The organism is Streptomyces glaucescens (assembly GCF_000761215.1).
Classification (GTDB): domain Bacteria; phylum Actinomycetota; class Actinomycetes; order Streptomycetales; family Streptomycetaceae; genus Streptomyces; species Streptomyces glaucescens_B.
In genome coordinates, this window is record NZ_CP009438.1 from 1 (window position 1) to 24,700 (window position 24,700).

Sequence of the window (24,700 nt, forward strand, 5' to 3'; positions counted from 1 at the left end):
GCGGGTACCCCATCGCTGCGCGATGGGCAAGCGAACACCCGCGCTGCGCGCGGGTGTTGCGCTCCCGCTCCGCGTGAGCGCTGCTGGCCGCTGCGCGGCCAGCTCACCGGCCCGGCTGCGCCGGGCCGGTGACGCTCCATCCGCTACGCTCCTGGAGCTTGTGGGGGGCTGCGCCCCCCGCAAGGTGGGGGGCGCTGCGCTCCGCCCACCCGGGCCAACCCGCTGCGCGGGCCGGCCAACGGGCCTGCGGCCCGGGCAGCGAGGGGAGGGGGTGGCCGGGCGTCTGTTTCCCTCGCCCAGAATTTTCGGGGGATCCGGATCCGCGCCTCATGCCCTGCCCGGCGGGGGCCGGTGACCCTGCATCGATGCAGTATGTAACTTTGGCAGAACCGGGCCCCCGGTGCTTCAAAGTGGGAAACGGGATAGAGACTGGAAGCAACACGAACCCCCGGTCCATTCTTCGGCTGGGGGTGCTTCACTTCTGTCATTTTTTTCCTGTGCGAGACATCCTTCCTTGATTGTTCAGTATTTCTTTGACGGCTTGACTGTTTCCTATGCGCGTCGGTGTCTACTGGTTCGGGGCAAAAAAAATGACCTCGCGTTGTTCGCGGGCCTCATCGAAGTGTGGACTGGATATCACAGGCTTCCGAAGAACTCGATGACTCTGAGGAGATTACCAACAAAATTGATGCCCTGGACGATTATCTTGAACAGCTGTCCGGTTGCTTGACGGAGCCGGCGGTTGTTCTGCTGCACTTCTTGTCCCTCCTGCTGTTCCTGGTTGGCGTGCTGGTCTGCTGCGCCCTGACTGTTAATACTCACAGTGACTCCTTGATTGCAATTAGTAGTTGTTTTTCGGCATAATTTTGCCGGAGGGTGCTGGCCTCCGGCGCAAAATACAGGTGTGGCTATGGTTCAACTGGTGCTTGGTTTCGGGTACGACTCGCCCTGTTCTCTTTCTATAGTACCTCAGGCAGGGGTCTTCTGTCGACCTGTCAGGTGCCTTTCCAGGGGCCCTTGGAGAGCTTCTCGATACCCTTCTTGCTTGCTGTCTATGACAGCCTATCAGGAGCCTCTGACAGAGCCTTGGATCGGTTGTGTCTGGACGTGCAGAAACAGTTAAGCAAACCCTCTTCAGGGAGCCCAGACGTTTCTATTGCTTTGCACGGACGGGCTGAGGCTGCCCAGGCGGGGCGTGGGGGCCCGGTTGCCCATTGAGGTCCTCCGGCCGCAGGGCAGGTGACCGGGCGTCAGCCGTCGACTCGCTTCCTGCGGCCGGAGGTGTGCGCTCAGGTGGTGAAGTCGGGGAGGCGGTACTCGTACTTGCGGGGCCTGAGGTCTTCTTCGGCCGGCTCCCAGTCGTGGTAGTGCCAGACGGTGCCGCCGCTGGGAAGGCCTCAACAGATCAAGCAGCAGACTGCCCGGCGCTGGCTTCCGGCACCTCACGAACTGAGCACGTTCATCCGTACGTGACTGGGCACGTTCACGCGTACGCCGACACTCGCCACCAAGCTGGTCAATGAGCTGGTCGAGGCCGCGGACGAAAAGCAGCTGAACAAGACCCTCACCCGCTACGGCCGCGTCGATCTGTTCTGCATCGACGAACTCGGCTACATGGAACTCGACCGCCACGGCGCCGAACTCCTCTTCCAGGTCCTGACCGAACGCGAGGAGAAGAACAGCGTCGCGATCGCCTCCAACGAGTCGTTCGGCGGCTGGACCAAGACGTTCACCGACCCCCGCCTCTGCGCGGCCATCGTCGACCGGCTCACCTTCAACGGAACCATCATCGAGACCGGCACCGACTCCTACCGACTTGCCAGCACCCGAGCCCGAACCGAACAACCCGCAGCGGGCTGACCCCTGAAACCGCTGGACTGCTGGTCAGGGCACCTGTCAGGCTCCGCCTCGTGGAGATACTCGATGTCCTGACCAGCATGGCGAAGACAGGTCGGCTGGGCCCGGTGTTCAGCGGAGCCGACTGGAACGATGTGACCGCGGCACTCGGCGAGCCGTGGGACATCGGAACCATGAGCCGGAACAGAAAGTGGCCGAGGCTCTTAGCCTACGGAGACCTTGAACTGAGTGTTTGCCGCTGCCGCAAGGTCTCCCTCATCTGCGTCCAGACCTGGCGTGACGTCGTCGAGCTCCCCCCGTCGGCTGTCGGAGGAACGGGCATTTTCCCGGCAGGGCTCAAGCACGCGGACGTCGTTTCCGCCTTGGACAAGGCCGGCTGTTCCTGGGAGCCCTACCCTCCGCTGACCTTCGGCGACCAGTGCTCGCTCACGGCGATCCCGTCAGGAGCGAACTTCACCTTCGAGATCCCCGAAGGCGAGGAACCCGTGCTGAACGTCATGGGCCTGCCCGGCGACGGACACGACTGCTCCGCACGGACTCCAGACCGAGATCACTGACGCGAAGCGCCGTCAGAACTCGTGAACATTCATCGCCCCAGAGATCGCTAACCGCCGCTCAAACTGGTCGACAAACGCTGTCACTGAAGGTGAACGAAGCCACTCTGTTCGGGAGCGCCGGAAGCGATGAGACCGAGGTGGTCAAGGTCGTCCGAGAGCTCACCGGATTGGGCACGAAAGAGGCCAGGGAGCTAGTCGAAAACGTACCAAAGCCAATTAAGGAGGGTGTCCCCAGGTCCGCCGCGGAAGAAGCCAAGAGAGACTCGTGGACGTGGGTGCCACGGCGAGCATCGAATGAGTCGCCGACGCTGGTAGGGGCGGCACCGGATGATCGAAGGATGAAGCCGCAGCGAGTACCGGCTTTCAGTGGCGTGCTTCGCCTCCGGCCGCGCTTCCCCTTTCCGAGGCATTCAGCACCGCAACGCCAGCAACCCGGACCGCTGGGCGGACGAACAGGTGGTCCGCGAACAGCTCGCCCACCACGAACTCGCTGGCGACCGGTTCTTCACCACCTACTCCGAGCCGGTGCGCACTGCCTCCTGAGCCGCTCCCGGCTTCTCGAGCCGGTGGGGGCCACTGCTGTGATGACCAGCGGGCCCCCGCCGGACGACGCAGCCCGCGGGCGGTTCCGAGCCGAACCGTCCGCGCCGGGTCAGACCGGCTGGCCCGAGGCGCTGGCGGCACGCGGCATTAGCCGCCGTCTCGGGCGATGCGCCGGCCGATGGCCATCCAGACCGGCTCGGCCGCTTCTTCCGGCACGGCGCCGGTAAGGCCGTCGAGGTGCTCCACGGCCTCACGGGTGATGTAGCGGCCGGGGTCCGGGGACTGCAGATAGCGGCGCAGCAGGTCGGCGTCGAGGTCGTGGCGCTGGAGGTAGGCGGCGAGGGTGCCGATCAGGAGGTGGTTGTGGGCGAAGGCGTCGGTCAGGGCGTACAGGACCAGGCGCTGCCACTGCTTCATGTCGTCGCCGTGCAGGGTCTGCAGGTGCTGAGCGCGGGCGAGGTAGGCGTTGATGCGGCGGCAGTGGTAGGTGATTAGCGCCAGGAGTTCCGGTGGCACCTCCTCGCCCACAGGGCGCGGGGCGGGCTCGACCGTGCAGGGTTCGGGCGCGGGCGGCAGGGTATCGCGGATCTGCTGCAGGCCCGCGTCCTGCGTCGGACCGTGGGGGATTTCGCTGCGCCGCTGCGGTCGTTTGCGTGGTTGGGCGGAGGTCATGGCCGTGCCGTCCCTTACGGCCGGTCCCACGATCCGGCGCCTGCTGGGTGGCGTGGCCACACGGGCGGGGCGCTGTGAGTGACGCGGCGCGTCTGGGGCCTACCTGTCCGCGTCAGTCGTGGGCTGACGCGGCACTCAGCCGGGCACCGTCACAGCGCGGGCAAGGGGCGGCACCAGCCGGAACAACGACAGTCGTCCCGCCGGGGTCACGGCGCAGCGGCCGGCCTGCCGGATCCTGGTGCCGGGGCGGCGTGCGAAAGCCCCGGGCTGGGAGCGCCTCGCGGTGCGGGGCGGGGACGTCGCCGTGCTCGGCGTGGGACAGACGTTCCTCAGAGCTGCGGGTCGAGGCCGAACTGGTTCATCACGTCGGTGAACAGCTCCTGTGCGGTCTCCGCAAGGGCTTCGGCCTCGTCGAGCGGGGTCAGTACGGCGGTGACAGGCTGGATCCGGCGAGGGTGGCGGGCGTGGTTGGGAGCGTCGGTAAAGCCGCCGAATCCGGTAACGACCGGGACCAGGGCGGGCGGCGGCGTCGTGGAAGAGGGGGTGACGGCGGTGAGGGTCGTGGTCAGCTGCAGCGCGCTATCGATCCTAAGTCGGCGGGCCAGTTCCCAGGCAGTGGTGGTCAGGTCGCGGCAGCAGGCGCCGATGAAGTCCTGGGACACCGCGATGCCAGCGTCGGGTATGTCGTCGGTGGCCAGGTTGCGTGCGGCGTTCCAGGAGACGTTGGCGGCCAGCAGCACGGTCCCATCGTGGTGCAGTTCGGCGTGGACCTCGCGGGCACCGGACAGCAGGAGAGTGCTGAAAACCCAGCGGCGCAGGCCGGGCCGCGGGTTGCCGGTGACGACCTCCAGGCTGGCCAGAGGGCCGGGCCTCATCGGATCATGGCCCCGGAGCCGGGCGGCCTGGGCGACGGCGGTGGTCTCTTCGCGGGTCAGGCGTGGAGCGGTACGCGGTAGCGGGCGCTCGGGGCGGGCCAGGGCAGCTGGGCGGACACGGTCTCCTGGGCGTGGGCGAGCAGATGGTGTACTTCCTCCTCGGCGCGCTGAGCTCGGGTGAAGCGGTCGCGGTAGGCGCGTTCGAGTTGGTGCTCGGCCATCCAGGCGGTGTGGTCGCGGTCGCGGTAGGGGGCGACGGCGGCCTGCTGGTCCTTGTCCCGGGCGGCGGTGCCGTAGACGAGGTGGGGGGCCATGGGGCTGGCGGGGACGTCGGCCACCAGCACGCTGGTGGTGCCGTCGGTCGAGGTGAGGACCGTGAAGGTGAGGTCCGGCAGGTAGGGCTGGACGTGGTTGCGGACCCACTGGGCGTACTGCTCGATGTTCACCTCGTCCGGGTCGATACCGACCATCTCACACGTGGCATCCCGCACGCCGAAGATGATCAGGCCGCCGCGGGTGTTGGCCATCGCAGCGACGTCCTTGGCCAGCTCGTTCCACCGGCCGTCCCTTGGGGGCTGCGGAAGCTGTTCCTTCCAGTCCAGGTCGTCGGACTCCGCCAGCCGGTCGGCAGCAGCCTTGGCGACCATGTCGAAGTCCAAGGGGCCGGGCGCAGCCCCGAGATGCTCATGCAGTCGTGTCCAGGAACGGGCCATGCCCGGCACCCTACGGCGTGGCACTGACATCGCCGGCCCGCGCACCGACGATGCCGGCGGCGCAAGGATGGCGCAGCCTCAGGTTGTTCGGGGAGCGGGGGCTGACGGCGCTGGGGGTTCGAGCCGGGTGATGAGGGCGCGGCCGATCCGCTGGAGTTCCTCGTCATGGTCGATGCTCTGGAATCTGCCGCCGCGTCGGGGCAGGGCCAGTTGTTCGCGGAGCAGGGGCAGGGCCGGTGCCGCAAGCGGGCCCATGCGGTCCAGGCAGGCCACGACGTGGTTGGCCGTCGCGGGGTTCTTCGCCCAGGCCTGGAGCAGGGTGTCCAGGACGGCCGGTGCCTCGGCCTGGCCGCCGATCTCCCACAGTGCGGCCGCGCAATGCACCCGGACCCATTCGTAGTCGTGCGTCAGAAGGCGGCGCAGGCGCGGCAGGGCGGCGGAGGCGGGCGGGCCGATCTCGCCGAGCAAGTCGGCCGCGTCACTGATCCGGAAGGTGATGCGGTCGTCGAGGAGGCCGAGCAGGAGCGGCATGACCTCGGCCAGGTCACCGCCGACGGCCCACAGCGCGGCGACGGCGGCAGGCCGTACGTGCGCATCGGTGGCGGTGGTCAGCGACCGGATCGTCTCCCGTACGCCGGCCGCCGTCGGCCCGAACGCCTTCAGTGCCTCAAGAGCTGATCGCGTGACGTCGTGCTGCTCATGGCGCACCGCGGCGCCGAGCGTGTCCACCAGCGCAGGAACCGCAGCCGGGTCGCCCAGCGCGGCCAGCGCGGCCAGGAGCGCGTTGGCGCTCATCTCGGTCCACTGCTGGGAGAGGTCGATCCGGCGCAGGTGGTCGCAAAGCCGGGGCACCAACTCATCTGCCGCCTGCGGCAGATGCCCTGCGACCTGGACCGCGCGCCAGGCGTCGACGTCGCCGTCCAGCGCGGCCAGCAGACTCGGCAGCGCGCGTGCGTCGCCCAGGCGCGCCAATGCCCGGACGGCCGCCTGGTGGCTTTTGCGCAGCCGCGCCTGCGGTGCGGCCCACACATCAGGGCCGTGCGCCGCGTGCTGGGCGTCGATGTGCGTGGCGAGTGCCTCCCGGGCCGGGGCGGCGATCGGATGGCAGGACTCCAGAACGGCCCCGGCCTCGGCAGCGACCTCCTGGTCGGCCGTGGTCAGCTGGTCGGCGACCAGCAGGAGGAGCCGGGTGTGGTCCCCGCGCCAGGTGCGCATCAGCTCCCCGCTCATCCGGACCGCGTCCAGGCGCGAGCCGGCATCGGGGCTGATCAACTGCTCGGCCAGCACCGTTGTGCGCTCTCGCACCCGGGCGCCCAGGGCTTCGTGGAACGTACGCAGCAGGACCGTGGTCGGTGCGTACACGCGCGTGAAGTGGTCGAGATCCTCGAACGCGGCGACGATCTGGGGCGCAACGTTGTCCGCAGGTGCCGCCGGACGGCTCGGGACCGGCGCGATCGACCGCACGGGTACGGCTCGGGCACTCTCGCGCAGCAGGCCGACGGCTGCCGCTACGACGTCCTCGCCGATCTCATCCGGGGCACAGCGGGCCCGCTGGACAAAAGCCGCCAGCCGAGTCGCCGGGCCCTGGGCCGGATCGGAAGCAAGCCCGCAGAGCCAGTCCATCACCTGGTGCGCGGCCGCCGGCAGGCGCAGTACCAGGGTGGCCGCCGCCTGAACGATCTGCAGTCGCGCCGCGATACCTTGCTCGGCTGCCAGCCTCTCACGCAGCACCGCGGCGGCCCGATCAGCGTCGTCGAGGAAGAGCCCGAGCCCGCCAATCGCGGCCAGGCGCACCTCCGGGTCGCTGTCACGGGCGAGTTCGGCGAACTCCTCACCCCGCTCGCGCAGGAAGGCGACGGCCTGCACGCAGCCCATCGGCGGGTAGTACTCGATCTCGGTACCGTCGTCCTCAAAACCCCGCTCCAGGGACTCCCGGCCGATGCTGACCAGCAGCGCGACGACGCCGGCCCGCTCGGGCGTGGCGCTGTCAGCGGCCAGCTCGAACAGGAAAGGCAGACTGGCCGCCGTGGCCGGGTACACGTCGCCCTGATGGTGGACCGCGCCGTAGAAGCGGTCCAGGGCCTTCCGGCGTTCCTCGGCCTGCGGGGAACGCAGCGCCCACAGCAGCGCCGGTACCTCCTCCGCCGAGCCGTAAGCGTGTTCCATCGACGCCCAGTCGATGTCATGAAGTCCGTCGAACATGATCACAACCATGCCAGGAGGCACTGACACCGGGACCGGACCCTACGAGACCGCGGGCACAGGCCAGGACCAACGGGGCGTGGCGACTGCGTGAAGGGGCGTGCAGGAGCTGCAGCAGGCCCGGGGCCTGCGCGCCGAGCTCGCCACGTACACCACATACACCGCTCGGACCGGCGAGCAGTTGCAGTCGGCACAGTGTGCCCCGAAGGCGGATGGCGTCCGCAGAGTGAGCATGGAGTCGGTGACGGCGAGTCGGGGCGGTGCCCACCACGCCTTGAGGTCGTCCGGCTTACGGCGGTGCAGGAGTGTCGTACGCCGCCGGTCGGGCCCGCGGCACGGTCCGCCCGCTCAGGCCCGCTCGGATCTGCGGCATCACCGTCTTCCGGCTCCTGGGCGCCACTCTCCCCCTGGACGGCATGCCTCCCACCAGAAGCGGCATACGGCTGCGTCCAGGCGGGCGGCGGGTCGATCGCCAGTACTCGGTCAGCGGCCGGTGCTGATCCTCATCGATGACGAAGCTTTCGCGCCATGAGGGTCCCGGGCTGGGGCTTGCCGTGTGGTGCAAGGGGCCGGGTGGCGGGTGCCGCGCCGGTGCTGATGGTTCCAGCGGGCGCGCCATCAGGCCAGCCGGTGGGCGGATTCCTGGGGGAAGACGGATTGGATGGCGGTGACGAGCAGGCCGAGGGCGAAGCAGGTGAAGGCCAGGGCGGTCAGCCACCACGGGGCGCCGATCAGGGCCAGGACGATGCCGCTGATGCCGGCGGCAGCGGACGAGATCAGCGGTCGGTTCGGGTTGTACATCGAAGGTTCCCCCTCGGGCGGGCGTACGGGTGCGGTACGCGGGATGTCAGTAATCCGGGCGCTTTCTGCTCGGCCTGCATCCAGTTCTACGGCGAGGGTTCTTCAGTGTTGTATCGGTGGGTACCACATGCGGCGGCGGGCTCTGGGGGCGTAGCGGTCGAACGCGTAGGCCCATGCCTGTTGCATGGACTGCTGTGTGATCAGGGAGCTGCGTGCGTGCGCGACGGTAGCCAGCCACTGCACCAGGTCGGTGGAGGTTCCGGCGAGGAACTCGCCGGCCACCGATAGTCCGGGCCACCGCCAAGTCGCCTTGTGTGCCCGGAACCGTGCACCGATCGACGGGTCGAGGCGGGTGGCCACTTGCGCGAACTGACGGACGTTGCCACGCACTTGTCGTAGGTACTGAAGATCCTCCTCGTCGCAATCGACTCCGGTGAGGAGGTCTATGACCTCGTCCATGCTGTTCAGGGTCGCCGCGCGCGCATCGGCCATGGCGCGCTGGCGTTCCTCGGCGCTGATGAGGCCGAAGTCGTAGGCCGGGCCCACGGGGACGTCCAAGGCAAGGCGGAGGTCGGGGTCGTCGTCGGCGTCGAACTGGTGGTTCCAGTCGACGAGCAGGGCCTCGATGTAGCTGAGGGCCTGTTCGGGCTTGAGGCCGGTCGCGGGGGCGAGGAGTGCTTCGACGCCGGGCACGGGTTCGAAGCCCAGCCGGTTGGGCTGGCGCTGCAGTGGCCACACGGCCTGCCCGTCGCGGTAGGGAAAGGCTAGGGCGCGGCCCTGATCCGTCCATGTCGCGTACGGCTGCGGCAGTCGGCCGGGGTGTGTGGGATCGGGGACGAGCGCGTGCCAGCCCGGCGGGCGAGACAACACCCAGCCGGGCGGACGGACCACGTACTGGTCCGCGTCCGTCTGGATGCGGCCGGTGAGCCAGTCCCCGAGGTTGTCCAGGCCGACGTGGCGCTCGGCGCGCCATACCGCTCCCCCGCCGCGCCCGCTCCAGTCGTAGCTCGTCAATCCCCGCTGCAGGTAGGCCCGACGGTTTCCGTCGGCGTAGAGGGTGTCCAGGTACAGATCGTCCGAGTCCTCGCCCTCCTTCTGCAGCAACCGCTCGTTGGCCTCAGCCTGCGGACCGGTGAGCAGTTCGCGGGCGATGTTGGCTGCGACCTGGAAACGGGCCGGGGAGTGCCAGGCCACATGCTCCTTCAAGGCCGTGACAACCGCCAGCAGGCGCTGCGGGGCTGGCTGCGGGAGCAGAAGGCTGCCTACCTGCACCTGACCGACCCCGTGGCCGCCCAGCAGGCCCTGGCCGGCGCGATGGCCGACAACACGTTCGTCCTGCAGTCCGTGCACGGCGCCGCCCCCGTGCGGCTCAGGGCAGCAGCGGTGCAGTCCCGTGCCGCCGCCGCGTTCCTCGCGGAACGCGGCGGCGGCATCAGCCTTAGGCTCGGCGTGCAGGCGCTGTTCGAGGAAGTGGTGTGGGGCGACGACGAGCGCTCCGACGACGCCGAGTCGGCCTGGAAGAGCCTGGGCGAGCATCTCGGGTTCGCCAGCAGCCGCCCGGAGAAGCTGTACGGCACCGGCCCGGACAACCTGTGGGCGCTCTCGGCCGGGCAGCAGGCCGTCACTGAGCTGAAGACGGGCTGCACCACCGCCACGATCACGAAGAAGGACATGGACCAGCTCGGCGGCAGCGTTCGCTGGCTCAACGACCACGATGCGGAGGTGGAAGCCCTGGCGGTGATGCTGCATCCCAGCCGGGTCGCCGATGCCAAGGCCACCGCGGTGCCGGGCATGCGCGTCGTCACCCCGGCCTCGTTCGCCAAGTTGAAGGAGGCTGTGGCGAGTTACGCGGCTGCGCTCGCCGCCGCGCCGGACCGGTGGGCGGACGAACAGGTGGTCCGCGAGCAGCTCGCGCACCACAAGCTCACCGACGACCGGTTCTTCGCCACCTACGCCGAACCGGTGTCCCCCTCCCTGTGAGTCAAAGAGTGGGTTCTGTGCCCGCCGCAGGCCGACCTCGTCCCCTGGCGGCTCGCGGCGGGCGCAGTCATGCTTCCTCGCGCGGGAAAGGCCGCGCGGGGTGGCGCGGCACCGCGGGGTTCAGCCGTGGGCTTCGCGCAGGGCGTTGATGACGATCTGGACGGGGCGTCCTTCGCGGAGCATCTGGTCGGCGGTCTTGCCGTTGATGACGCGATTGAGCATGTCTAGGGTGCAGCCGTTGAGCCGGAGCTGGGCCGCAACGCCGGGGCGGTACCGTCCGGCGATCTCGGCCCAGACGCGGTCTTCTGCGGCCCGGGCCGCGAGCTGGGCCCGTTCCCCGGTTTCCCGGCGGGTCTTCTCCATGGCGGGTGTGACGCACTTCCTGCGCAGGCGCAGTGCCGTTTCGAGGCCGCCGATGCCCAGCAGCCTGATCCATTCCAGGGCCTCCTCCGGCGTGGTGATGCCCGAGGCTGCCCACCGCTGCGCGTGCGTGAGTGCCGCCTGGCGCGGGATGCGCAAGCTCACCGTCGCCAAGCGGGTCACGGTTTCGAGCACGGTGGGCTTGTGTCCCCTTCCCCGGCGGCCGCGTCGGTCGCGGGGCCGGTAGGCGGAGAGGTCGCCCAGGTCGATGCCCTCACGGCGGGCGATGTCGGCAGCCGAAGCGGCGGCCGGCCTTCGGGCAGGCATGTCTGCCGGGGTGGGAGCTGCGGCCCCGGTGGTGGGGCGTGCGCCAATGAGCCAGAGGTAGACGGGGTCACGGGAGATGTCGGGCATGGATGTTCCTTTCGTGCAGAGCCCGCGGCCGGACGCGGGCATGGAAAAGGCCCCGCTCAGTGGTGAGCGGGGCCCGTGAAGGGGTGGCGCGGCAGCCGGACGGCGCCGGCTGCGCCCGGATGCGGGCATGAAAAAAGGGCGAGGAGGTGTCTCCTTCGCCCGTGCTGTCTTACCCTCCCGGTGTTTTCGGGCAGGGGTGAGACGCGGTGATTTTTGGCTCAGCGCTGCGGAAAGAGCAAGACCGTTTCTTGTTGTCCCAGGTCAGCGGCACAAGCATGCCTGACAAGGCGACAAGTACTCTTGTCGCATGGCGGATCACCGGGACTGTCTGCATCTCTTGCACACGCTGGTCCAGCGGCACGCGGCGAAGTCGGTGGCCTCCCAGCGCGTCCAGAGCGGCGTCATGCTGCCGCTCAGCCAGTCATCAACCCGATGGGGCGGCGACAGCGACAAGGAAGCCATGCTCGCTCTGCTGACGGCTGTGGAGGACCACCAGAAAGCGCTGGACGACCTTCGGCTGATCTACGCCTCGCGGGCCGTCGAGAAAGGCGCCAGCCTCGCGGACCTCGGCCGCGCATGGCACGTCTCGCGGAAAGGCGCCCGGCACCGCTGGAACGTTCTCAAGCGTCGGCTCCGACCGGACGTCTCCCGGCAGCGTCCCCGCACCCACTATCTCAACGGCGTGGACTGAACGGCGAAGGCCGCCGCCGCGCAGGGTTTGCACAGCTCGTACGGGAGACCGGGGCCGGCTCCTGGCTCTTGTTCGTCGGCCCAGGCCATACATGGGCAGCCCTCGCACCGGCCAGATGAGGGAGAGGTCCCGGCCCCCGGTGCACAGGGGCCGGGACGGTGGAGCGGGTCCGGTCAGGCCAGAGCGAGCCGGTCGGACACCAGCCAGGCGCAGCGGGTACCCCTGCGGATCTGCCCAGCCAGGCTCGTCACCTGGCCGATGTGCGGTTCGCGCTGCATGAAGTGACGCAGGGCGCGGCGCACCTCGTCGCGCAGCTGGGCGTCGGTCAGTGCGCCCGGGTCCTGCTGAAGCCGTTCCATCCGCCGCCCGGCCTCGCCCGCGCGCCGCAGGGCTGCCTCGGCGAGCGGTCCGCCGGCGGCTTGGTCATGGGCGTAGAGGCCGTCCTCGATGATCTTCATCATGATTTCCTTCCGCCCAAGGCCGATGTCTTCGTGATGAAGACGGCCTGCCGGTCCCAGGCGGGCGGAAACGTAGAACGCCGGCGGCGTTACCGTCTCGTCCTGCCGCCGGTACCCGGCGCGGGCGCTGGCCAGGCGCGGCAGGCAGCATCTCGTCGGGCCGCGAGCAGGCGGCGGGCCACAGCGACGTCACCGGCCGGGCAACCGCGGCGCCGGGGACGCCCACGCCGCGCCAGCGGGCGAAGGCACCGCAGCCCGCAGCGCCTCCCGGCATTCGGCCGGGCCTCGACCCAGTCCTCGGCGACCGGACGGGACCACTGGGCCGTCCGCCGACCTCCGCTTGGGGCAGCGGCACGTCGTTCTCGCCTCGGGCGATGTAGCCCCGCAGTGCGGAGGCCGTGATGCCGCCCAGCGCGGCCATCTCGGGCACGCCGAGCAGCCGGTCGCCTGTGCGTACCGGGCTGGCCAGGTCGACGACGCACCGCTCCAGCGTTAGCAGCGCGAGCGACGCGCGGTGCGTCACTGCCCGGCGGGTACGCGGGTGAGTCCGATTCCGACCTTGGTCAGCAGCACCTTCTTCAGGCGGTGCTCGGTCATGGCGCGCAGGACGGCCAGGTGCAGGGCGGTGGTGCGCAGCGCACCGTCGTCCTTTCCGTCCTGTCCGACAGTGCCGTTGGGGGTCGCGCTGCCCGGGGCGGGCAGGTTCAGGCGGCGGCGCAGGTCGGTGCCGGTGAGGGTGGGCACCACGATGCGGTAGTCCGCCGCCCGGCCGTCCGCCACGGCCTGCGCGAGGGGATATTCGACGACCTTCTTGCCGTATACCTGCCTCGTTGTCCATGGAGTTGGCGAACGCGTCCACGTCCTGCCCCGCCGGGCGTCGGCGGCGGGGGCGGGGGCGGGTGGTGTCGGCGGACTCGGCCAGCTGGGGGCGGCGAAGATGCGGGGGGGGGCGGTCATGTAGAGGCGGCGGTCGGCGTGGATGCGTGTCGCGTCGTTGACGATCGCCCACTTCTTGTCGGCCCGGCCGGCGATCCGGTGCGCCGGAAGGGAAGCGGGCGGGCAGTGCGTCCGTCCCCGGCCAGTCCTGGACCGGGCCAAGGGACGTGGGCGTCTACTCTGCTTCCTCGGTAGGCACCAAGTAGGTACCATGCGGGTATGCCATCACTGAATGTGTCCTTCACCGAGGAAGAGATGGAAGGCGTGCGTGCTGCTGCCGCCGCTGAGGGCAAGAGCCTCAAGCAGTACCTGCACGACCTGGGCGTGCGCGAGATGCACCGTAAGCGGTTCGTGGCGGGCGCTGCGTCCTGGGCAGACCGGCTGCGCGAGGAGTTCGACGCGGCGTTCCCGGAGGAGATTCCTCCCTCCGAGCGCGACCGAGGAGCCACTGCCGCCAGATGAGTGAACCCCTGTACGTCGATGTCTCCTGGCTCCTGGACGTTCAGGGCATCGCCCTCGGCCACGACGACGTGTCGGTCACCGACTATTCGTCCCTTGTCGCGGCCGTCGCCCGCCACAAGACCCGCACACCGACGCTCGCCGAGTCCAACCCCGACGCCGCCTGGCGTGCTGCCGCGCTCCTGCACACCATCGTGCGGCTCGAACCGCTCCCCCACCGCAACAGCCTCTTCGTCGCCTTCGTCACCACCCAGTACCTCGACCAGTCCGGTGAAGGCATCGACCCGCCGTACGGAGCGCTGTCCGACCTGATCAGAAAGGCCCGCGAGACTCGGCTCAAGATCTACGACATCGCGGACACCCTCCGCTCCTGGCGTATCTGAACCCGGCGCCGCCCGGCGGACGAGCGGCGGCCTGCACCGCCTCGCCCGGCTCCCTGCCCTACCGGACGACTGAAGGGGCCGCCCGTCCGCCGGCGGTGTGCGCTGTACCCAGCTGGGGTGCAGACGCCTGGGGAAGCACCCGGGCCAGGTCGCGGCGTATGCGTTCGGCTTCACCGCGCACCTGGGCGGGTACATCTCCGCGCTCGGCGACCAGGCGGCTGAAGATGTGACGCCCGTCCGGCAGTTGGGGCGCGCAGCCCCACCGGGTGTTGCGGTCGGGCGCCTTCTGCCTGTATCAGTGCCGGCATCTCCCGCCGAGCAGTGGCTAAGCGCCACCGCGCGCCGCCTGCTGAAGGCCACCGACCAGATCACCATGCGGTAGATCGTGCAGGCTGCCAACCGCGGTGTCTTCCACTGGATGGTGGCCATCAACGGGATTGCCAACGGGTGCCAGACGCTGACCAGTGACCAGGTACCCGCACAAGCCGAACAGCGCACGGGCAAGTGCCTGAGCGACATGCGGCTCTGCAGCCCAACAAGCTACCGGCACCGGGGTGAACAGCCGCGCGTGCCATCTTCTCGTACGGCGAGCAGGGGCAGCGCCTACACCAGGACGGTCGGCACGGCGTCCTCGGCCGCCCAATCCCCGTCGAACAGGACGGCGACCAGGCGCACGTGGTGGTCGGGGAGCTGGCCGGAGCGGTGCCGGTGGCGGGTCTTGGCGAGCCAGGCGCCGATCTTGACGGTGTCACCGTCGACCCGGATGGTCTCGCGGGCAGCCAGAGTGCGACCTTCGCGGTGCAGGAAGAGTTCCAAGAGCTGAACGGTCTCTTTGAAGGTGCAGCGGGCGCGGCGTGCGGGGGCGAGCGGCTTGTTCTCGGGGGCGGGGCCGAGGGCGGTCATCAGCTGCTGTCGGCCTCAGGGCGAGCGGTGAGCGGCGGCGAAGGTGACGATCCTGATGAACGGGCGTCGCCGGCGGCGGGGCAGAGTACAGCCGGATGACGTGGCGGCGGCGCTGCCCTGGGTGCTGCTGCGCTTGTGGGTGGTACCGCAAGACCGGTGGGAGCGGTCCGAGCAGGTAGTTCCTTGCGCTCGGGAGTGTCCGCAGCGCGGCGGCCGGCATGGGTAAGGAGACCGCGAGGTGCCAGCCGTGATCATCTCCGTGTCACCTTCGGGCTGTACGGGGTCAGCGCCGTCGGCCTGCGAGCTGTCGCCTAATCGGTCTCCGGCGGCGACAGGGCCGTTCGGGCGCTGCCCCGGTGGGCTGACCGGGCTGACTGCCTCGCCATCGCCGCCGGCGCGGTCTTCTTTCCGTTGTCACGGTGCCGGTGCCGCGGGGGCGACCGGTGGACCACCGCTCCACTCTATGGCAACAGTTGTTGCCATGTCTCCGCAGGTCAGAGGCGGTGCGGGGCGTTTTTGGGCAGCACAGAAATGGGAACCAGTTGGCAGTTGGTGCCTCGGAAAACGGCTCGGTGAACGTTTTCAGGTCCCAGGAAGAGCATGGTTCACGCGACGGCCCAAGCCACGTCGCCAGCCAGGCATCGGCGCTCTCATCTTGTGGCAGTACTTGGCGTCCCTGCCACTGCCTCCGATTGTGGCAGGGACGCCAGTGGCCTGCCACATGCATCCTGCGGCAGCCTGTCCTGAGCAGGCGTTACGCGGGCGTCACTGACCGCGGTGACGCAACCGGCCGTACCCAGAAGGGATGTTGTTTGCCACCGGGACGGCAGCCGTCGCAAATCTGTCTCCCCTAACCATACTACTCAGCCCAATAGTGTAGAACTCGTACAGCAGAATCTCCGACCGCTGTTCAATTAGGCCGCCACATCAATCGGACGGTCAGGATTGATTTACAATCCCCGAGATGATCAAACACCCCCGGTTTGATATTCGGGAGTACATGTTGGTCGCCAATTAGATTTGGAGACGTGCTAACGTAGCGGTTAGCAGTCCACACATGGGGTGGGCCTCGCACCCTTCCAAAACGTGCACGAGGCCCACGCGGCACGACGTGGACTGAGGGCCCGTCCCGTGCCTGCGGGGTGGGCCCTCCCACTTCTCCGCAGCTCAGCCTGTCAGTTCGTCCACCACGCGCAGCGCGTAGTAGACGGCCTGCAGGACAGTGACCACGGGCCGCATGCGGGCGGTGGCCCGCAGGATGCGGCGAAGCAGCTTGGTCCTCGCCGGCCTGCCCTGGGGAGCAGGCTCGGACATGCGTCATACCTCCCTTCTGGTATCCAGACCGCCAATCGGCGGTGATCCGTCAGGGAAGGATCACATTACCGCAGTCCTGCGGTCGGGTAGTTCCCTCGGCGAGCTCGCCGGCAGCCTCTCTCCAACAATCTTTGGTGATTTTCCAAGGTTTCCAGGTCGAGGAGGGCCTATTCGAGGTCCTGATTTTCTGCAGGGTTATCTATAGAATTGCTGGTCAGCGGCTTCAGGGCGATCGGCGGTCCCCAGATGCCCCGGCGCTCTCCCCCCGCGGCAGGTGACGTGGGTCACAGTTTCCTGTGCCGTTGCGGCGGCTCACTGTGGTCCTGGGGCGTGCCGACGGCGGGAAGTGGCACGTTCCTGCCAAGGCGGCGGGATGGCGGAGCCATTGCCGCTACGCGCAGCACCTGCCGGGCAGCCCGCTCGCGCTGCTGGACGTCTGCGCATGGCCGCGTCGTGCCGGGCATGAAGCCGATCAGCGAAGCGCACATGGCGCAGCCGGGGTTGGCCGTCGTCGACGTCGCAGCGTGTGACGGCCAGAGTTCGCCGTTCAGGCGCTGCTTGCCGGGCGCTGGGCGACGGCGTCGGCGGACCGCGCGATGCGAGTGCCGGGCGAGCCGGGCGTGGCCACCCACTCCGTGGCGTAGCGGCAGTGGGCGTCGGCCGCGGGCGGGAGCCACTGGGCGGGGTCCTGGTCGGCTTTGCTGCGGTTGGAGCGGGCGGTGACCGCGACCAGTGAGGCTTCCTGGCCTTGGTCGTTGGCGTAGGCCTCGCGGCGTTGTGCGGTCCAGCCTGATGCGCCGCTGTCCCATGCTTCGGCGAGGGGCACCATGTGGTCGATGTCCAGGCCGGCGGCCGATGTCACGGTGACGCTGTCGTAGTAGGAGTACCAGCTTCCGCCTTCGAGGCGGCAGTTCGCTGCGATGGTCGGTGCTTGGACGGCTTCGTGGAGGAGGACCTCGGCGCGGGTGTGGCAGCCGTCGGTCGGGTTGTCGCCGGCGTTCCAGTGGCGGAAGCTCTCGCGGGTGTAGCCCTCCCGCGACTCCATCCCCGTAGCAAGTCTGTCGACCGCTTCTGTTATGGGCAGTGTCCCTGCAGCGTGGGCGGGTGAGGAGAGGGTGGCGAACAGGGTCGCGGGGTGAGGGCGGCTGGGTCGGCCGTGGGCGGACCGGGCGCGCAGCAACTGGCCAACCGGAAGAGCATGCTTGCCGCGGTTGCCCATGCCTGCCGGCCAGGCATGGGCAGCTGACTGGCCTGCTCAGGGGCGTCACCGCCGCGGGGCCGACGAAAGAGGGCTGGGTCCACAGCACCGGGCAGCGCGGGCAGCGTCGTTCTGGCATGCTGCAGGGGCTGGTTGAACAGGGGGAAGTCATGGACGAACACGAGCTGAAGCGCGCGGCCGACGTGGGACTGGCGCAGCGAGAAGCCGACAAACGCACGGTGGAGCGCATGCGGACCATTGCTCTCCGGTTGTCCTGTGCCGGCTTCTTCTTCGGCCTCTGTGGTTGGCTGCTGGACAAGCTCTGAGCCACGGTTCGCCGTCATCGCCGTCTGCTGTCGGTGGCGGTCACGGGATGTAGGTAGCGATGCCTGCCGTCACCGACCACAGCAGGGCCTACACCAGGAGGGCGGGGACGGCGTCCTCGGCCGTCCAGTCCCCGTCGAACAGCGCGGCGACCAGGCGGGCGTGTTCCTCGGGGAGCTGGCGGGCGCGGTGCTTGGTTCGGGCCTTGGCCAGCCAGGCGCCGATCTTGACGGTGTCGCCGTCGACGCGGATGCTCTCGCGGGCAGTGGGGGCGCGGCCCTCGCGGTGGAGGAAGAGTTCCAGCAGTTGCACGGTCTGTTCGAAGGTGCGGCGGGTGCGGCGGGCGGGGGTGAGCGGGTTGTTCTCGGGGGTGAGGCCCAGGGCGGTCATCAGCTGCTGCTGGCCATCGGCGAGGGCGTGCCAGGTGGTGAGCTGGCGGGCCAGCCAGGAGCCGATCTTCACGCCGCCGATCTGAGTGTCGCGGGTGAGGATGGCGGTGTCGGCGCCGGTGGCGAGGTGGGTGCGCAGCAGGTGGTATTTACGGTGCCAGTCTGGGCCGTGTGGGAGGCGCCAGTGGGGGTCGAGGGCGGTGAGGGCGTCGGCGCGGGCGGGGTCGAGGGTGTTCTTGATGGCGAGGTGGCGTTGTTCGGCGAGCCAGGCGCCGACGGGGGTGGTGGCGGGGGCGGCGAGGTGGCCGTGGGTGCGCAGGTAGTCGGCGGCCGCGGTCAGGCGGGCGCGCCAGGCGGCGTCGTGCTTGTCCCAGATCATGCCGAGGGCGTCGAGTTCGGCGGTCCAGTCAGCGTCGAGGCGGCCGGCCGTCGCCGCGTCGCGCATGGTGGTGATGAAGGTGCCGAGCTTGTAGCCGGTGGGGTCGGTGTAGTCGGCGGGGACGTCGAGGTGACCGTAGTGGTCGCGGTAGGACTGGGCGGCGGCGAGCCCGAGGCGGCGGGAGCGGGAGACCACGGGGTCGCGGGGGTCGAAGGAGGCCAGGTCCATCGCGCGGGCGATGCGTTCGGGGTGGACGGTGAAGTCGAAGCGCCAGCGGCGTTCGATGACGTCGCTGGTCTCCTTCGGCAGGCGGTTGGCCTTGTCGGGGAGGCGTTCGAGGATGCGGTGGTCGTGGCTGGCCAGCGCGCAGGCGATCGCCCACACCGGCTCGTAAGCGGTGCCGAGGATGTTGTCGGGTTCGGTGCCGGGCGGGATGTAGACGGGGACGATCAGGCTCGCGGTCTTCCCGGAGACGTCCAGGCGCAAGGCGCGGCCGAGGGCCTGGACGCAGCGGATGACGCTGCGGGTGGGGTCGGCGAAGACGATCGCGTCGACGCTGGGAATGTCGACACCCTCGGCGATCAGGCGGGAGTTGGCGAGGATCGCGCAGTCGGCGGCGGCGAAGGCGGCGAAGATGTCGGCGCGCTGGGCGGGGGTGTGCTCGCCGTGCGCGAAGAACAGCTGCGGGGTGATGACCGGGACGAGGCCGGGATCCGTTTTGGTCAGCAGGCGCAGGGTATGGGGGAGCTCGCGGGCGAAGCGGCGGGCGTCAGAGACGAGGTTGAAGTAGACCAGCACCTTCTTCAGGCCGTGCTCGGTCATGGCGCGCAGGACGGCCAGGTGCAAGGCGGTGGTGCGCAGCACGCCCTCCTGGTCCTCGCCGCTGCCGCCGCCCGGCAGGCGGGTGCCGAGGGTGGGGGTGGGGAGGTTGAGGCGGCGGCGCAGGTCGGCGTCGGTGAGGGTGGGCACCACGATGCGGTAGTCCGCCGCCCGGCCGTCCTCGACCGCCTGCGCGAGCGGGTACTCGAAGACCTTCTTTCCGTATACCTGCTCGTTGTCCATGGAGTTGGCGAACGCGTCCACGACCGGCTCCGGGGTGCGGCGGCGGCGCGGGCGGGTGGTGTCGGCGGACTCCGCCAGCTCCGGGGCGGCGAAGATGCGCGGGGTGGCGGTCATGTAGAGGCGGCGGTCGGCGAGGATCCGCTTCGCGTCGTTGACGATCGCCCACTTCTTGTCGGCCCGGCCCGCGATTCGGTGCGCCTCGTCCATGATGGCCAGGTCGAACGGTGGCACGGTGTACTTCGTGCTGCGGGTCTGCTCGATTTTGTCCAGGGAGTCGTAGGTGCAGATCACCGTCAATGCCGGGATCTGGTCCTGCTCCTCCCCCACGACCGACATCAGGGCGGCCAGTGTGTGCGGGTTGGTGATCGAGCCGACGCGTGCGGCCGCGAGGTCCTCGTGGCCGGCGGTGTCCATCGAGGAGGCGATCACCATGTGCTCGCCATGGCCGTCTCGGCGCCACGCCAGAGCGGTCTGGGCTGCCAAGTCCAGCGTGGGCACGACGAACAGCACGAGTTTGGCGTCGAGTTCGTCCGCCACGCGGATGGACACTACCGTCTTACCGGTTCCTGTCGCTGCCACGAGAAGCCCTCGCGTCCCGGGGCGCCGGAGGTGTCGGACTGCTCGTTGAACCGCCTTGAGTTGATGCGGGAACAACGGGCGCTTCTTAGGGCCGCCGGGTGGGGGCGTCTCAACCAGCGTCATATTGGCAACCTCAACACAGGGGGCGCGGCAGTATCGGTGTCCAGGGCTGTCTGGGACATCCTGGCAAACTGATGCTGCAGCGCGAAGCGGAAATGCGAGGAACTGCGACTCAGCTCACCGCTGCCACGCGTAGGGCCCTGCTGAGCAGGGCAGGGTTGCCCAGGCGGCGGCGCAGTTCCCTCTCCAGCCCGGCGACCGGCACCAGGTTCTGGGGGGCCCGGGCGTCTTTGTACTCGCAACTGGCGTACCGCGGCAGTACCAGTTGCGAGAGGTTGGCCAAGGCGATCGCCTCCGGGGCGGGGATGTCGGCGGCGCATTCCAGCCGTACTATTCCGGCCCACGGGGCGCCGGGCGTACACGGTAGGCGTAGGTACCAGGCGTGCCGGTCCCAGGAGGTGCCCATCAAGAACACCGGGGTGCGTTCGCCGGCGGCCAGGGCGCTGACCATCGCGTGCAGGTCGGGCGGCAGGTAGGCGGTGCGGTGGGACTTGATGAGCCCCAGCGCTCGCGGCAGATGGGTGCGGCCGCGCAGCGGACCGTCCACCACCAGCAGGTCCGAGCCGGCGGCGACGCCGTGGCCGGCCAGGGCAGTGCGGGCGTTGGCGGCGACGAGAATTTCAAGGTCGCCGAGTCGGCGTTGCAGCGCCGCAGAGAGCAGCACTGCAAGGTTTTCTTCCTGGTCGTCAAAGGTGATGTTGGCCTGGTAGGTACCGGCCGTGGTGGGCACGTCGACGGCGTTGGTGGCGGTGGTGAACAGGCCTCGCCGGGATTCGATGGTCAGCAGGTGCGCGCCACGGTCGGGGCAGCAGCACACGGTGCCGGCCGCATAGGAGGCGCATAGTGCCATCTGGGCGTCGTCGGCGCGGTTGATGGCGCTTGGGGCCGGTTCGGCGGCCGGGGGCTGCTCGATCCAGATGCGGGCCTCGACGCGGCGTACGCCGTCGACGAACAGTACTGCGCCGGGGTCGGGCACGTGGGAGGTCGAGATGGGCTTCCAGTCGGCCGGGGCGAGTTCGAGGTCGGGGATGACTTTGGCGGTCGAGTCCCCGATGGTGTTCTCGGCGTTTTCGACGCTGGAGCCGTAGGTGGGGTCCCAGCCGTCGACATGGAATCGCATCCGGGCCGCATGTGCCGTGCTTGTCATGTGCCTTCCCGGGTGACGACGGAAGTGTGGGGGTCGCGGTGTACCTGGAAGCGGACCGGTACCCGTTCGGCGAGCCCGGTGACGTGGGTGATCACCCCGACCATCCGTTCCCCTTGGGCGAGATTTTCCAGGGTGTCGGCGACCATCTCGAGCGAGTCGGGATCAAGGGTGCCGAATCCTTCGTCGAGGAATATGGACTCGAGCTTCGTTGCGCCGCCCATGCCGGCCAGCTGGTCGGACAGGGCCAACGCCAGTGACAGGCTGGCCTGGAAGGTTTCGCCGCCGGACAGGGTGCGAACCGAGCGTTGTGAGTCGGCGTCGGAGTGGTCGATGACGTAGAACTCGCCTTTGTGGTGGCTGAGGTCGAATCGGTCACCCGACAACCGGCGCAGCGACTGCGAGGCACCTGCGACCAGGGTGTCGAGGGCTGAATCGGCCAGCCACTGCGGGAACTTGTTGGACCGCATCAGCCTGGCCAGCTCGGCGGCCACCTGTTGCTGGGTGCGGGCGCTGTCGATCTTGTCCTGTATGGCGGCGGCGTCGGCGAGGCTGCGCTGGATCATCTCTACCTGGCCCCGGGCCCGCTCGGCTGCGACCGCTACCACCCGGGGGGCCTGGGCGGCGCGCCCAGGACCGTCGCCGAGGTCTTGGGGATCCAGGTCGTGGTCGCGCAGCAGACCCTGCAGTTGGCCCAGGAGTTGCTCGGCTTCGCTGTGTGCGGTGTGGGCGTCGGCTTGCGCGCGCAGGGTGTCGGCCTGCCGGTCGTCGGCCGCGCGGGTGGCCCAGGCGGCCAGGCTGGCCCAGGCGGCGGCGAGGTCGTCGGTGTCCAGGCTCGGCGGTTTGAGGGCCGCCACCGCGTCCCGGGCAGCGGTCAGCTCGGACCAGGCGGTCGCGGTGCGAGCCTGCCACTGCTGCTGTTCGGCCTCCGCCGCCTTGAGTGCCTCGCGTGTCTGGCTTGCCTCGGCTGTGGCGGTCTCCACGGCCGCTTCGAGGCGGTCGCATTCCTCCAGTAGGCCCGGCAGTGCATCTGTGGGCGGCGCCTGGTCCAGCAGCGTCTGCAGTTCACTCAGGCGGTCGGTCAGGGTGCTCTGCGCGTGGTCGGCGGCTGCCCTCTGCTGGACGGCGGTGGTGTGGACGCTGTGGGCGGTGGCGTGTGCTTGCTCGGCTGCTTCCAGCGTGGCGGTCGCGTCCTGGTGGGCCTGATGGCAGGTGGCGGCCTCGGCCTGGGCGGCTGAGAGGTCGTTTTCCACCGTGGATCTCTGGGCCTGGGCCCACGCTTCCAGGTCGGACCAGGCGGAGGTCACGTCATGGGTGTCGACGGCGGGCGGGTCGAGTTCGGCCAGGGCGCCCAGCTGCGTGTGGAGGTCGCTGCGGGTGCGATCGATCTCCCTTTGCAGCGTGGCGACGGCCGCAGTGGCGGAGGTGTGCGCGGCTTCGGCCTCCTGTGCCGCGGCACGTGCCTGTTGCTCGGCGGCGACCAACTGGTCACGGGCTGCAGCGCGTTCGTCAAGATGGGCGCGGTCGGCGTCGCAGTCGCGTTCGGTGTCGGCAGGACGATCGGGCAGCAGCGTGCCCAGCCGCTCATCGAGCAGGGTGCGCCGCTGGGTCAGGGTGTCCGCGGCGCGCTGCTTGGCGGCAACCGTCGTGGTGGCGGCCTGATGCTGGGAAAGCAGGTCACGGTGTTCGCGGACCGCAGCGTCACGCGCGGCCTGGGCGGCGGCCAGGGCCGGGTCGGACAGCGGCGGCGGGAGGATGGTGACGCTCTGCTCGCAGACCGGGCAGGCGTGGCCCACCTGGAGCTGAGGGCGTAGCTGGGCGGCACCGGCGAGGGTGCGGGCTTCCTCGAGGGCGGCCGTGGCCGCGTCGAGACGCACCTGCGCGCCGGTGACCGCACTGTCGGCCTGGGCGACTGCCTCCACGGCGTCATCCAGCTCGCTGGTGGCGTCGGTGAGGGAGCGGGTGACGTCAAGGAGCTGGTCGAGTACCTCGCGCGCCTCGGTGAGCCGGCTGCCGTCGCCGGCGGCGGTGAGCGCGGAAGCGGCCTGGTTGTGCCGGTCGCGAGCCGCGGCCAGCTGGGTGGCGGCGGCGTCGGCCTGCCGTGCCAGAGCCGCTGCCCGGCTGGTCAGATCACTGGCACCGTGGGGGGCTTGGACGGGAGCCAGCATCTGTTGGCGACGCTGCAAAGCCGCGTACGCCTGTTGTACCCGGTCGCGGCGGCCACGGGTCTCCTCGGCGGTGCGGCGAGCCTCGGTGACGGCGTCTGCCAGCGCCCGTAGCCGCTCCTCGCTCTGCGCCAGCTCTTGGCGGGCACGCTGCGCGGCCGCGATGACTGCGTCGCGGCGCCCGACCAAGCCGGCCTTCTCGGTGTAGCGGTCGCGGGCAATGTTGAGGACAGCGCGCTGCGGGCCGGATTGGGCAGCTTTGGTGGCGTCGGCCAGGGTCTGGGCGGCCGCGTCGGCGGCGTCGCGGGCCGTGTGGGCGGCTGTCTGGGCCTCCACGGCACGGCGCTGCAGCTCTCCGATGCCGTCTGGGGCGCGGAGGGGGGTGAGCCGGGCGAGTTCGGTGCGCAGAGTGGCGACACGTGCGTGGGCATCGCTGGCGCGGGAGTGTGCCTCGGCGACGCGGGGCACGAGCTGGTCGACGGTGGCGGCCAGCTGTCCCAGTGCCGACAGGCGTGCCTGGGCGTCGGCCTCGGCTTGCGGGGTAGCGTCGGCGTGCCGGCTCAGCTGGTCGGTGAGGACCTCGATCTCCTTGGCTGCTTCAGCCGCCTGGGCGCCGGCGCGTTTGCCGATGCCTTCGTAGTGGGCGGCTCCGAGGAGCTTGAGCAGGATCTGCTGCCGGTCGCGGGCGTTGGCGGACAGGAAGCGGGCGAAGTCGCCCTGGGGCAGGACGACGCACTGGCAGAAGTCGTCGAAGGACAGGCCGAGCAACTGCTCGATGGCGGCGTTGAGTTCCTTGATTTCTCCGGCCAGTACATCCGGCTGTGGCCCGTCTGCGTCGGTGACGACCGCCGTGGGGTCGGCGAACTTCACCAGGCTGACGGTCTTTTGCTGGATCTGTTGGCCGACGCGGCGGACTTCGCGGGCGACTTGGTAGCGCTGGGATGCGACGTCGAAGGTGAGCGAGACCGTGCAGCGGTTGCTCGTGGGGGCGAGCGCGTAGGCGATGGCGTTGCTGCGGCCCCACCGGTAGGCCGAGCCGTACAGGGCGAAGGTCAGGGCGTCGAGAACGGTGGACTTGCCTGACCCGGTAGGGCCGACGAGGGCGAAGTAGTCGGCGTCGGTGAAGTCGACCACGGTGGGAGCGCGGAAACCGGCGAAGCCGTTGAGCTCCAGGCGAACGGGACGCATGTTGAGGGATTCCTTTAGCGGGTGTCAGGGCCGC

The 24,700-nt window shown here is 69.6% G+C and carries 22 protein-coding genes and 3 pseudogenes; 9 read left to right on the forward strand and 16 right to left on the reverse strand.

The window, feature by feature from the left end; all coding sequences use genetic code 11:
* Positions 1–636: 636 nt before the first annotated feature.
* A complete protein-coding gene (locus SGLAU_RS00005) occupies positions 637–822 on the reverse strand; it encodes a hypothetical protein (protein WP_043497186.1) in 186 nt (61 codons plus the stop codon).
* A gap of 675 nt (positions 823–1,497) precedes the next feature.
* On the opposite strand from SGLAU_RS00005, the pseudogene SGLAU_RS00010 reads away from it, so the two are divergent.
* The 3 genes and pseudogenes from SGLAU_RS00010 to SGLAU_RS36860 form a co-directional block, all read left to right on the forward strand.
* Positions 1,498–1,860 (forward strand): annotated as a pseudogene (locus SGLAU_RS00010) (ATP-binding protein); the annotation flags it as partial.
* Positions 1,861–1,910: 50 nt separating this feature from the next.
* Positions 1,911–2,414 carry a hypothetical protein gene (locus SGLAU_RS35120; protein ID WP_052413519.1) on the forward strand — a complete coding sequence of 168 codons (504 nt, stop codon included), beginning with the start codon at positions 1,911–1,913 and terminating at the stop codon, positions 2,412–2,414.
* A gap of 77 nt (positions 2,415–2,491) precedes the next feature.
* Positions 2,492–2,668: pseudogene (locus SGLAU_RS36860) on the forward strand (ribosomal protein L7/L12); the annotation flags it as partial.
* Between the two features lie 436 nt (positions 2,669–3,104).
* Here SGLAU_RS36860 and SGLAU_RS00020 read toward each other — a convergent pair.
* The 6 genes from SGLAU_RS00020 to SGLAU_RS00045 form a co-directional block, all read right to left on the reverse strand.
* Positions 3,105–3,629 carry a hypothetical protein gene (locus SGLAU_RS00020; protein WP_043497187.1) on the reverse strand — a complete coding sequence of 175 codons (525 nt, stop codon included), beginning with the start codon at positions 3,627–3,629 and terminating at the stop codon, positions 3,105–3,107.
* 329 nt (positions 3,630–3,958) lie between these two features.
* A complete protein-coding gene (locus tag SGLAU_RS00025; RefSeq protein ID WP_043497188.1) occupies positions 3,959–4,504 on the reverse strand; it encodes a hypothetical protein in 546 nt (181 codons plus the stop codon).
* Between the two features lie 56 nt (positions 4,505–4,560).
* Positions 4,561–5,217, reverse strand: a complete 657-nt coding sequence (locus tag SGLAU_RS00030; RefSeq protein ID WP_159072740.1) for a helix-turn-helix domain-containing protein — start codon at positions 5,215–5,217, stop codon at positions 4,561–4,563.
* Positions 5,218–5,295: 78 nt separating this feature from the next.
* Positions 5,296–7,419, reverse strand: a complete 2,124-nt coding sequence (locus SGLAU_RS00035) for a HEAT repeat domain-containing protein (protein ID WP_052414018.1) — start codon at positions 7,417–7,419, stop codon at positions 5,296–5,298.
* Positions 7,420–8,037: 618 nt separating this feature from the next.
* Positions 8,038–8,220 carry a hypothetical protein gene (locus tag SGLAU_RS00040; RefSeq protein WP_043497193.1) on the reverse strand — a complete coding sequence of 61 codons (183 nt, stop codon included), beginning with the start codon at positions 8,218–8,220 and terminating at the stop codon, positions 8,038–8,040.
* Positions 8,221–8,322: 102 nt separating this feature from the next.
* Positions 8,323–9,414, reverse strand: coding sequence for a hypothetical protein (locus tag SGLAU_RS00045; protein WP_043497195.1), 1,092 nt, complete (start codon positions 9,412–9,414; stop codon positions 8,323–8,325).
* On the opposite strand from SGLAU_RS00045, the gene SGLAU_RS00050 reads away from it, so the two are divergent.
* Entirely contained in the window at positions 9,415–10,200 is a 786-nt protein-coding gene (locus tag SGLAU_RS00050; protein WP_244315130.1) for a hypothetical protein, read from the forward strand.
* Positions 10,201–10,320: 120 nt separating this feature from the next.
* Here SGLAU_RS00050 and SGLAU_RS00055 read toward each other — a convergent pair whose 3' ends face one another.
* The gene (locus SGLAU_RS00055; RefSeq protein ID WP_043497197.1) at positions 10,321–10,974 is read right to left on the reverse strand and encodes a hypothetical protein; all 654 of its coding nucleotides are present in this window, start codon (positions 10,972–10,974) and stop codon (positions 10,321–10,323) included.
* A 307-nt stretch (positions 10,975–11,281) separates the two neighbouring features.
* Between SGLAU_RS00055 and SGLAU_RS00060 the strand changes: the two genes are divergently transcribed.
* Positions 11,282–11,665, forward strand: a complete 384-nt coding sequence (locus SGLAU_RS00060; RefSeq protein ID WP_043497199.1) for a hypothetical protein — start codon at positions 11,282–11,284, stop codon at positions 11,663–11,665.
* A 173-nt stretch (positions 11,666–11,838) separates the two neighbouring features.
* On the opposite strand, the gene SGLAU_RS00065 is transcribed toward SGLAU_RS00060, so the two are convergent.
* Both SGLAU_RS00065 and SGLAU_RS36010 read right to left on the reverse strand, forming a co-directional pair.
* The gene (locus SGLAU_RS00065) at positions 11,839–12,126 is read right to left on the reverse strand and encodes a hypothetical protein (RefSeq protein ID WP_159072741.1); all 288 of its coding nucleotides are present in this window, start codon (positions 12,124–12,126) and stop codon (positions 11,839–11,841) included.
* 516 nt (positions 12,127–12,642) lie between these two features.
* Positions 12,643–12,903, reverse strand: coding sequence for a hypothetical protein (locus tag SGLAU_RS36010; RefSeq protein ID WP_043497204.1), 261 nt, complete (start codon positions 12,901–12,903; stop codon positions 12,643–12,645).
* A 375-nt stretch (positions 12,904–13,278) separates the two neighbouring features.
* On the opposite strand from SGLAU_RS36010, the gene SGLAU_RS00075 reads away from it, so the two are divergent.
* Entirely contained in the window at positions 13,279–13,521 is a 243-nt protein-coding gene (locus SGLAU_RS00075) for a hypothetical protein (protein ID WP_043497206.1), read from the forward strand.
* Positions 13,518–13,901 carry a hypothetical protein gene (locus tag SGLAU_RS00080; RefSeq protein WP_043497208.1) on the forward strand — a complete coding sequence of 128 codons (384 nt, stop codon included), beginning with the start codon at positions 13,518–13,520 and terminating at the stop codon, positions 13,899–13,901. The genes SGLAU_RS00075 and SGLAU_RS00080 overlap by 4 nt, the downstream gene beginning before the upstream one ends.
* A gap of 603 nt (positions 13,902–14,504) precedes the next feature.
* Here the strand turns inward: SGLAU_RS00080 and SGLAU_RS00090 are convergent.
* Positions 14,505–14,804, reverse strand: coding sequence for a hypothetical protein (locus tag SGLAU_RS00090; RefSeq protein ID WP_052413520.1), 300 nt, complete (start codon positions 14,802–14,804; stop codon positions 14,505–14,507).
* A 1,167-nt stretch (positions 14,805–15,971) separates the two neighbouring features.
* On the reverse strand, positions 15,972–16,118 hold the full coding sequence (locus SGLAU_RS35125; RefSeq protein WP_159072742.1) for a hypothetical protein: 147 nt from the start codon (positions 16,116–16,118) through the stop codon (positions 15,972–15,974).
* A 554-nt stretch (positions 16,119–16,672) separates the two neighbouring features.
* Between SGLAU_RS35125 and SGLAU_RS36660 the strand changes: the two genes are divergently transcribed.
* Positions 16,673–16,762: a DUF6207 family protein gene (locus tag SGLAU_RS36660; protein WP_279628018.1), complete on the forward strand. Its 90-nt coding sequence runs from the start codon at positions 16,673–16,675 to the stop codon at positions 16,760–16,762.
* Here SGLAU_RS36660 and SGLAU_RS00095 read toward each other — a convergent pair.
* Positions 16,738–17,295, reverse strand: a pseudogene (locus SGLAU_RS00095) (HNH endonuclease family protein); the annotation flags it as partial. The gene SGLAU_RS36660 and the pseudogene SGLAU_RS00095 overlap by 25 nt on opposite strands.
* A gap of 158 nt (positions 17,296–17,453) precedes the next feature.
* On the opposite strand from SGLAU_RS00095, the gene SGLAU_RS00100 reads away from it, so the two are divergent.
* On the forward strand, positions 17,454–17,642 hold the full coding sequence (locus SGLAU_RS00100; protein ID WP_043497212.1) for a hypothetical protein: 189 nt from the start codon (positions 17,454–17,456) through the stop codon (positions 17,640–17,642).
* Positions 17,643–17,730: 88 nt separating this feature from the next.
* On the opposite strand, the gene SGLAU_RS00105 is transcribed toward SGLAU_RS00100, so the two are convergent.
* The 3 genes from SGLAU_RS00105 to SGLAU_RS00115 form a co-directional block, all read right to left on the reverse strand.
* Complete coding sequence (locus SGLAU_RS00105) at positions 17,731–20,172, reverse strand: DEAD/DEAH box helicase (RefSeq protein ID WP_043497214.1); 2,442 nt, start codon at positions 20,170–20,172, stop codon at positions 17,731–17,733.
* 109 nt (positions 20,173–20,281) lie between these two features.
* Positions 20,282–21,316, reverse strand: coding sequence for a hypothetical protein (locus SGLAU_RS00110; RefSeq protein WP_043497216.1), 1,035 nt, complete (start codon positions 21,314–21,316; stop codon positions 20,282–20,284).
* Positions 21,313–24,666, reverse strand: coding sequence for an AAA family ATPase (locus SGLAU_RS00115; RefSeq protein ID WP_043497218.1), 3,354 nt, complete (start codon positions 24,664–24,666; stop codon positions 21,313–21,315). The genes SGLAU_RS00110 and SGLAU_RS00115 overlap by 4 nt, the downstream gene beginning before the upstream one ends.
* Positions 24,667–24,700: the final 34 nt, after the last annotated feature.

Coding starts and splice junctions, on each gene's coding strand:
- SGLAU_RS00060 (WP_043497199.1), top strand. CDS start 11,282: ATGGCGGATCACCGGGACTGTCTGCATCTCTTGCACACGCTGGTCCAG.
- SGLAU_RS00065 (WP_159072741.1), bottom strand. CDS start 12,126: ATGATGAAGATCATCGAGGACGGCCTCTACGCCCATGACCAAGCCGCC.
- SGLAU_RS00030 (WP_159072740.1), bottom strand. CDS start 5,217: ATGGCCCGTTCCTGGACACGACTGCATGAGCATCTCGGGGCTGCGCCC.
- SGLAU_RS00090 (WP_052413520.1), bottom strand. CDS start 14,804: ATGACCGCCCTCGGCCCCGCCCCCGAGAACAAGCCGCTCGCCCCCGCA.
- SGLAU_RS00115 (WP_043497218.1), bottom strand. CDS start 24,666: ATGCGTCCCGTTCGCCTGGAGCTCAACGGCTTCGCCGGTTTCCGCGCT.
- SGLAU_RS00035 (WP_052414018.1), bottom strand. CDS start 7,419: ATGTTCGACGGACTTCATGACATCGACTGGGCGTCGATGGAACACGCT.
- SGLAU_RS00105 (WP_043497214.1), bottom strand. CDS start 20,172: ATGACGCTGGTTGAGACGCCCCCACCCGGCGGCCCTAAGAAGCGCCCG.
- SGLAU_RS35125 (WP_159072742.1), bottom strand. CDS start 16,118: ATGTCCGAGCCTGCTCCCCAGGGCAGGCCGGCGAGGACCAAGCTGCTT.
- SGLAU_RS00020 (WP_043497187.1), bottom strand. CDS start 3,629: ATGACCTCCGCCCAACCACGCAAACGACCGCAGCGGCGCAGCGAAATC.
- SGLAU_RS00050 (WP_244315130.1), top strand. CDS start 9,415: ATGCTCCTTCAAGGCCGTGACAACCGCCAGCAGGCGCTGCGGGGCTGG.
- SGLAU_RS00075 (WP_043497206.1), top strand. CDS start 13,279: ATGCCATCACTGAATGTGTCCTTCACCGAGGAAGAGATGGAAGGCGTG.
- SGLAU_RS00100 (WP_043497212.1), top strand. CDS start 17,454: ATGCTGCAGGGGCTGGTTGAACAGGGGGAAGTCATGGACGAACACGAG.
- SGLAU_RS00080 (WP_043497208.1), top strand. CDS start 13,518: ATGAGTGAACCCCTGTACGTCGATGTCTCCTGGCTCCTGGACGTTCAG.
- SGLAU_RS00055 (WP_043497197.1), bottom strand. CDS start 10,974: ATGCCCGACATCTCCCGTGACCCCGTCTACCTCTGGCTCATTGGCGCA.
- SGLAU_RS00110 (WP_043497216.1), bottom strand. CDS start 21,316: ATGACAAGCACGGCACATGCGGCCCGGATGCGATTCCATGTCGACGGC.
- SGLAU_RS00040 (WP_043497193.1), bottom strand. CDS start 8,220: ATGTACAACCCGAACCGACCGCTGATCTCGTCCGCTGCCGCCGGCATC.
- SGLAU_RS00025 (WP_043497188.1), bottom strand. CDS start 4,504: ATGAGGCCCGGCCCTCTGGCCAGCCTGGAGGTCGTCACCGGCAACCCG.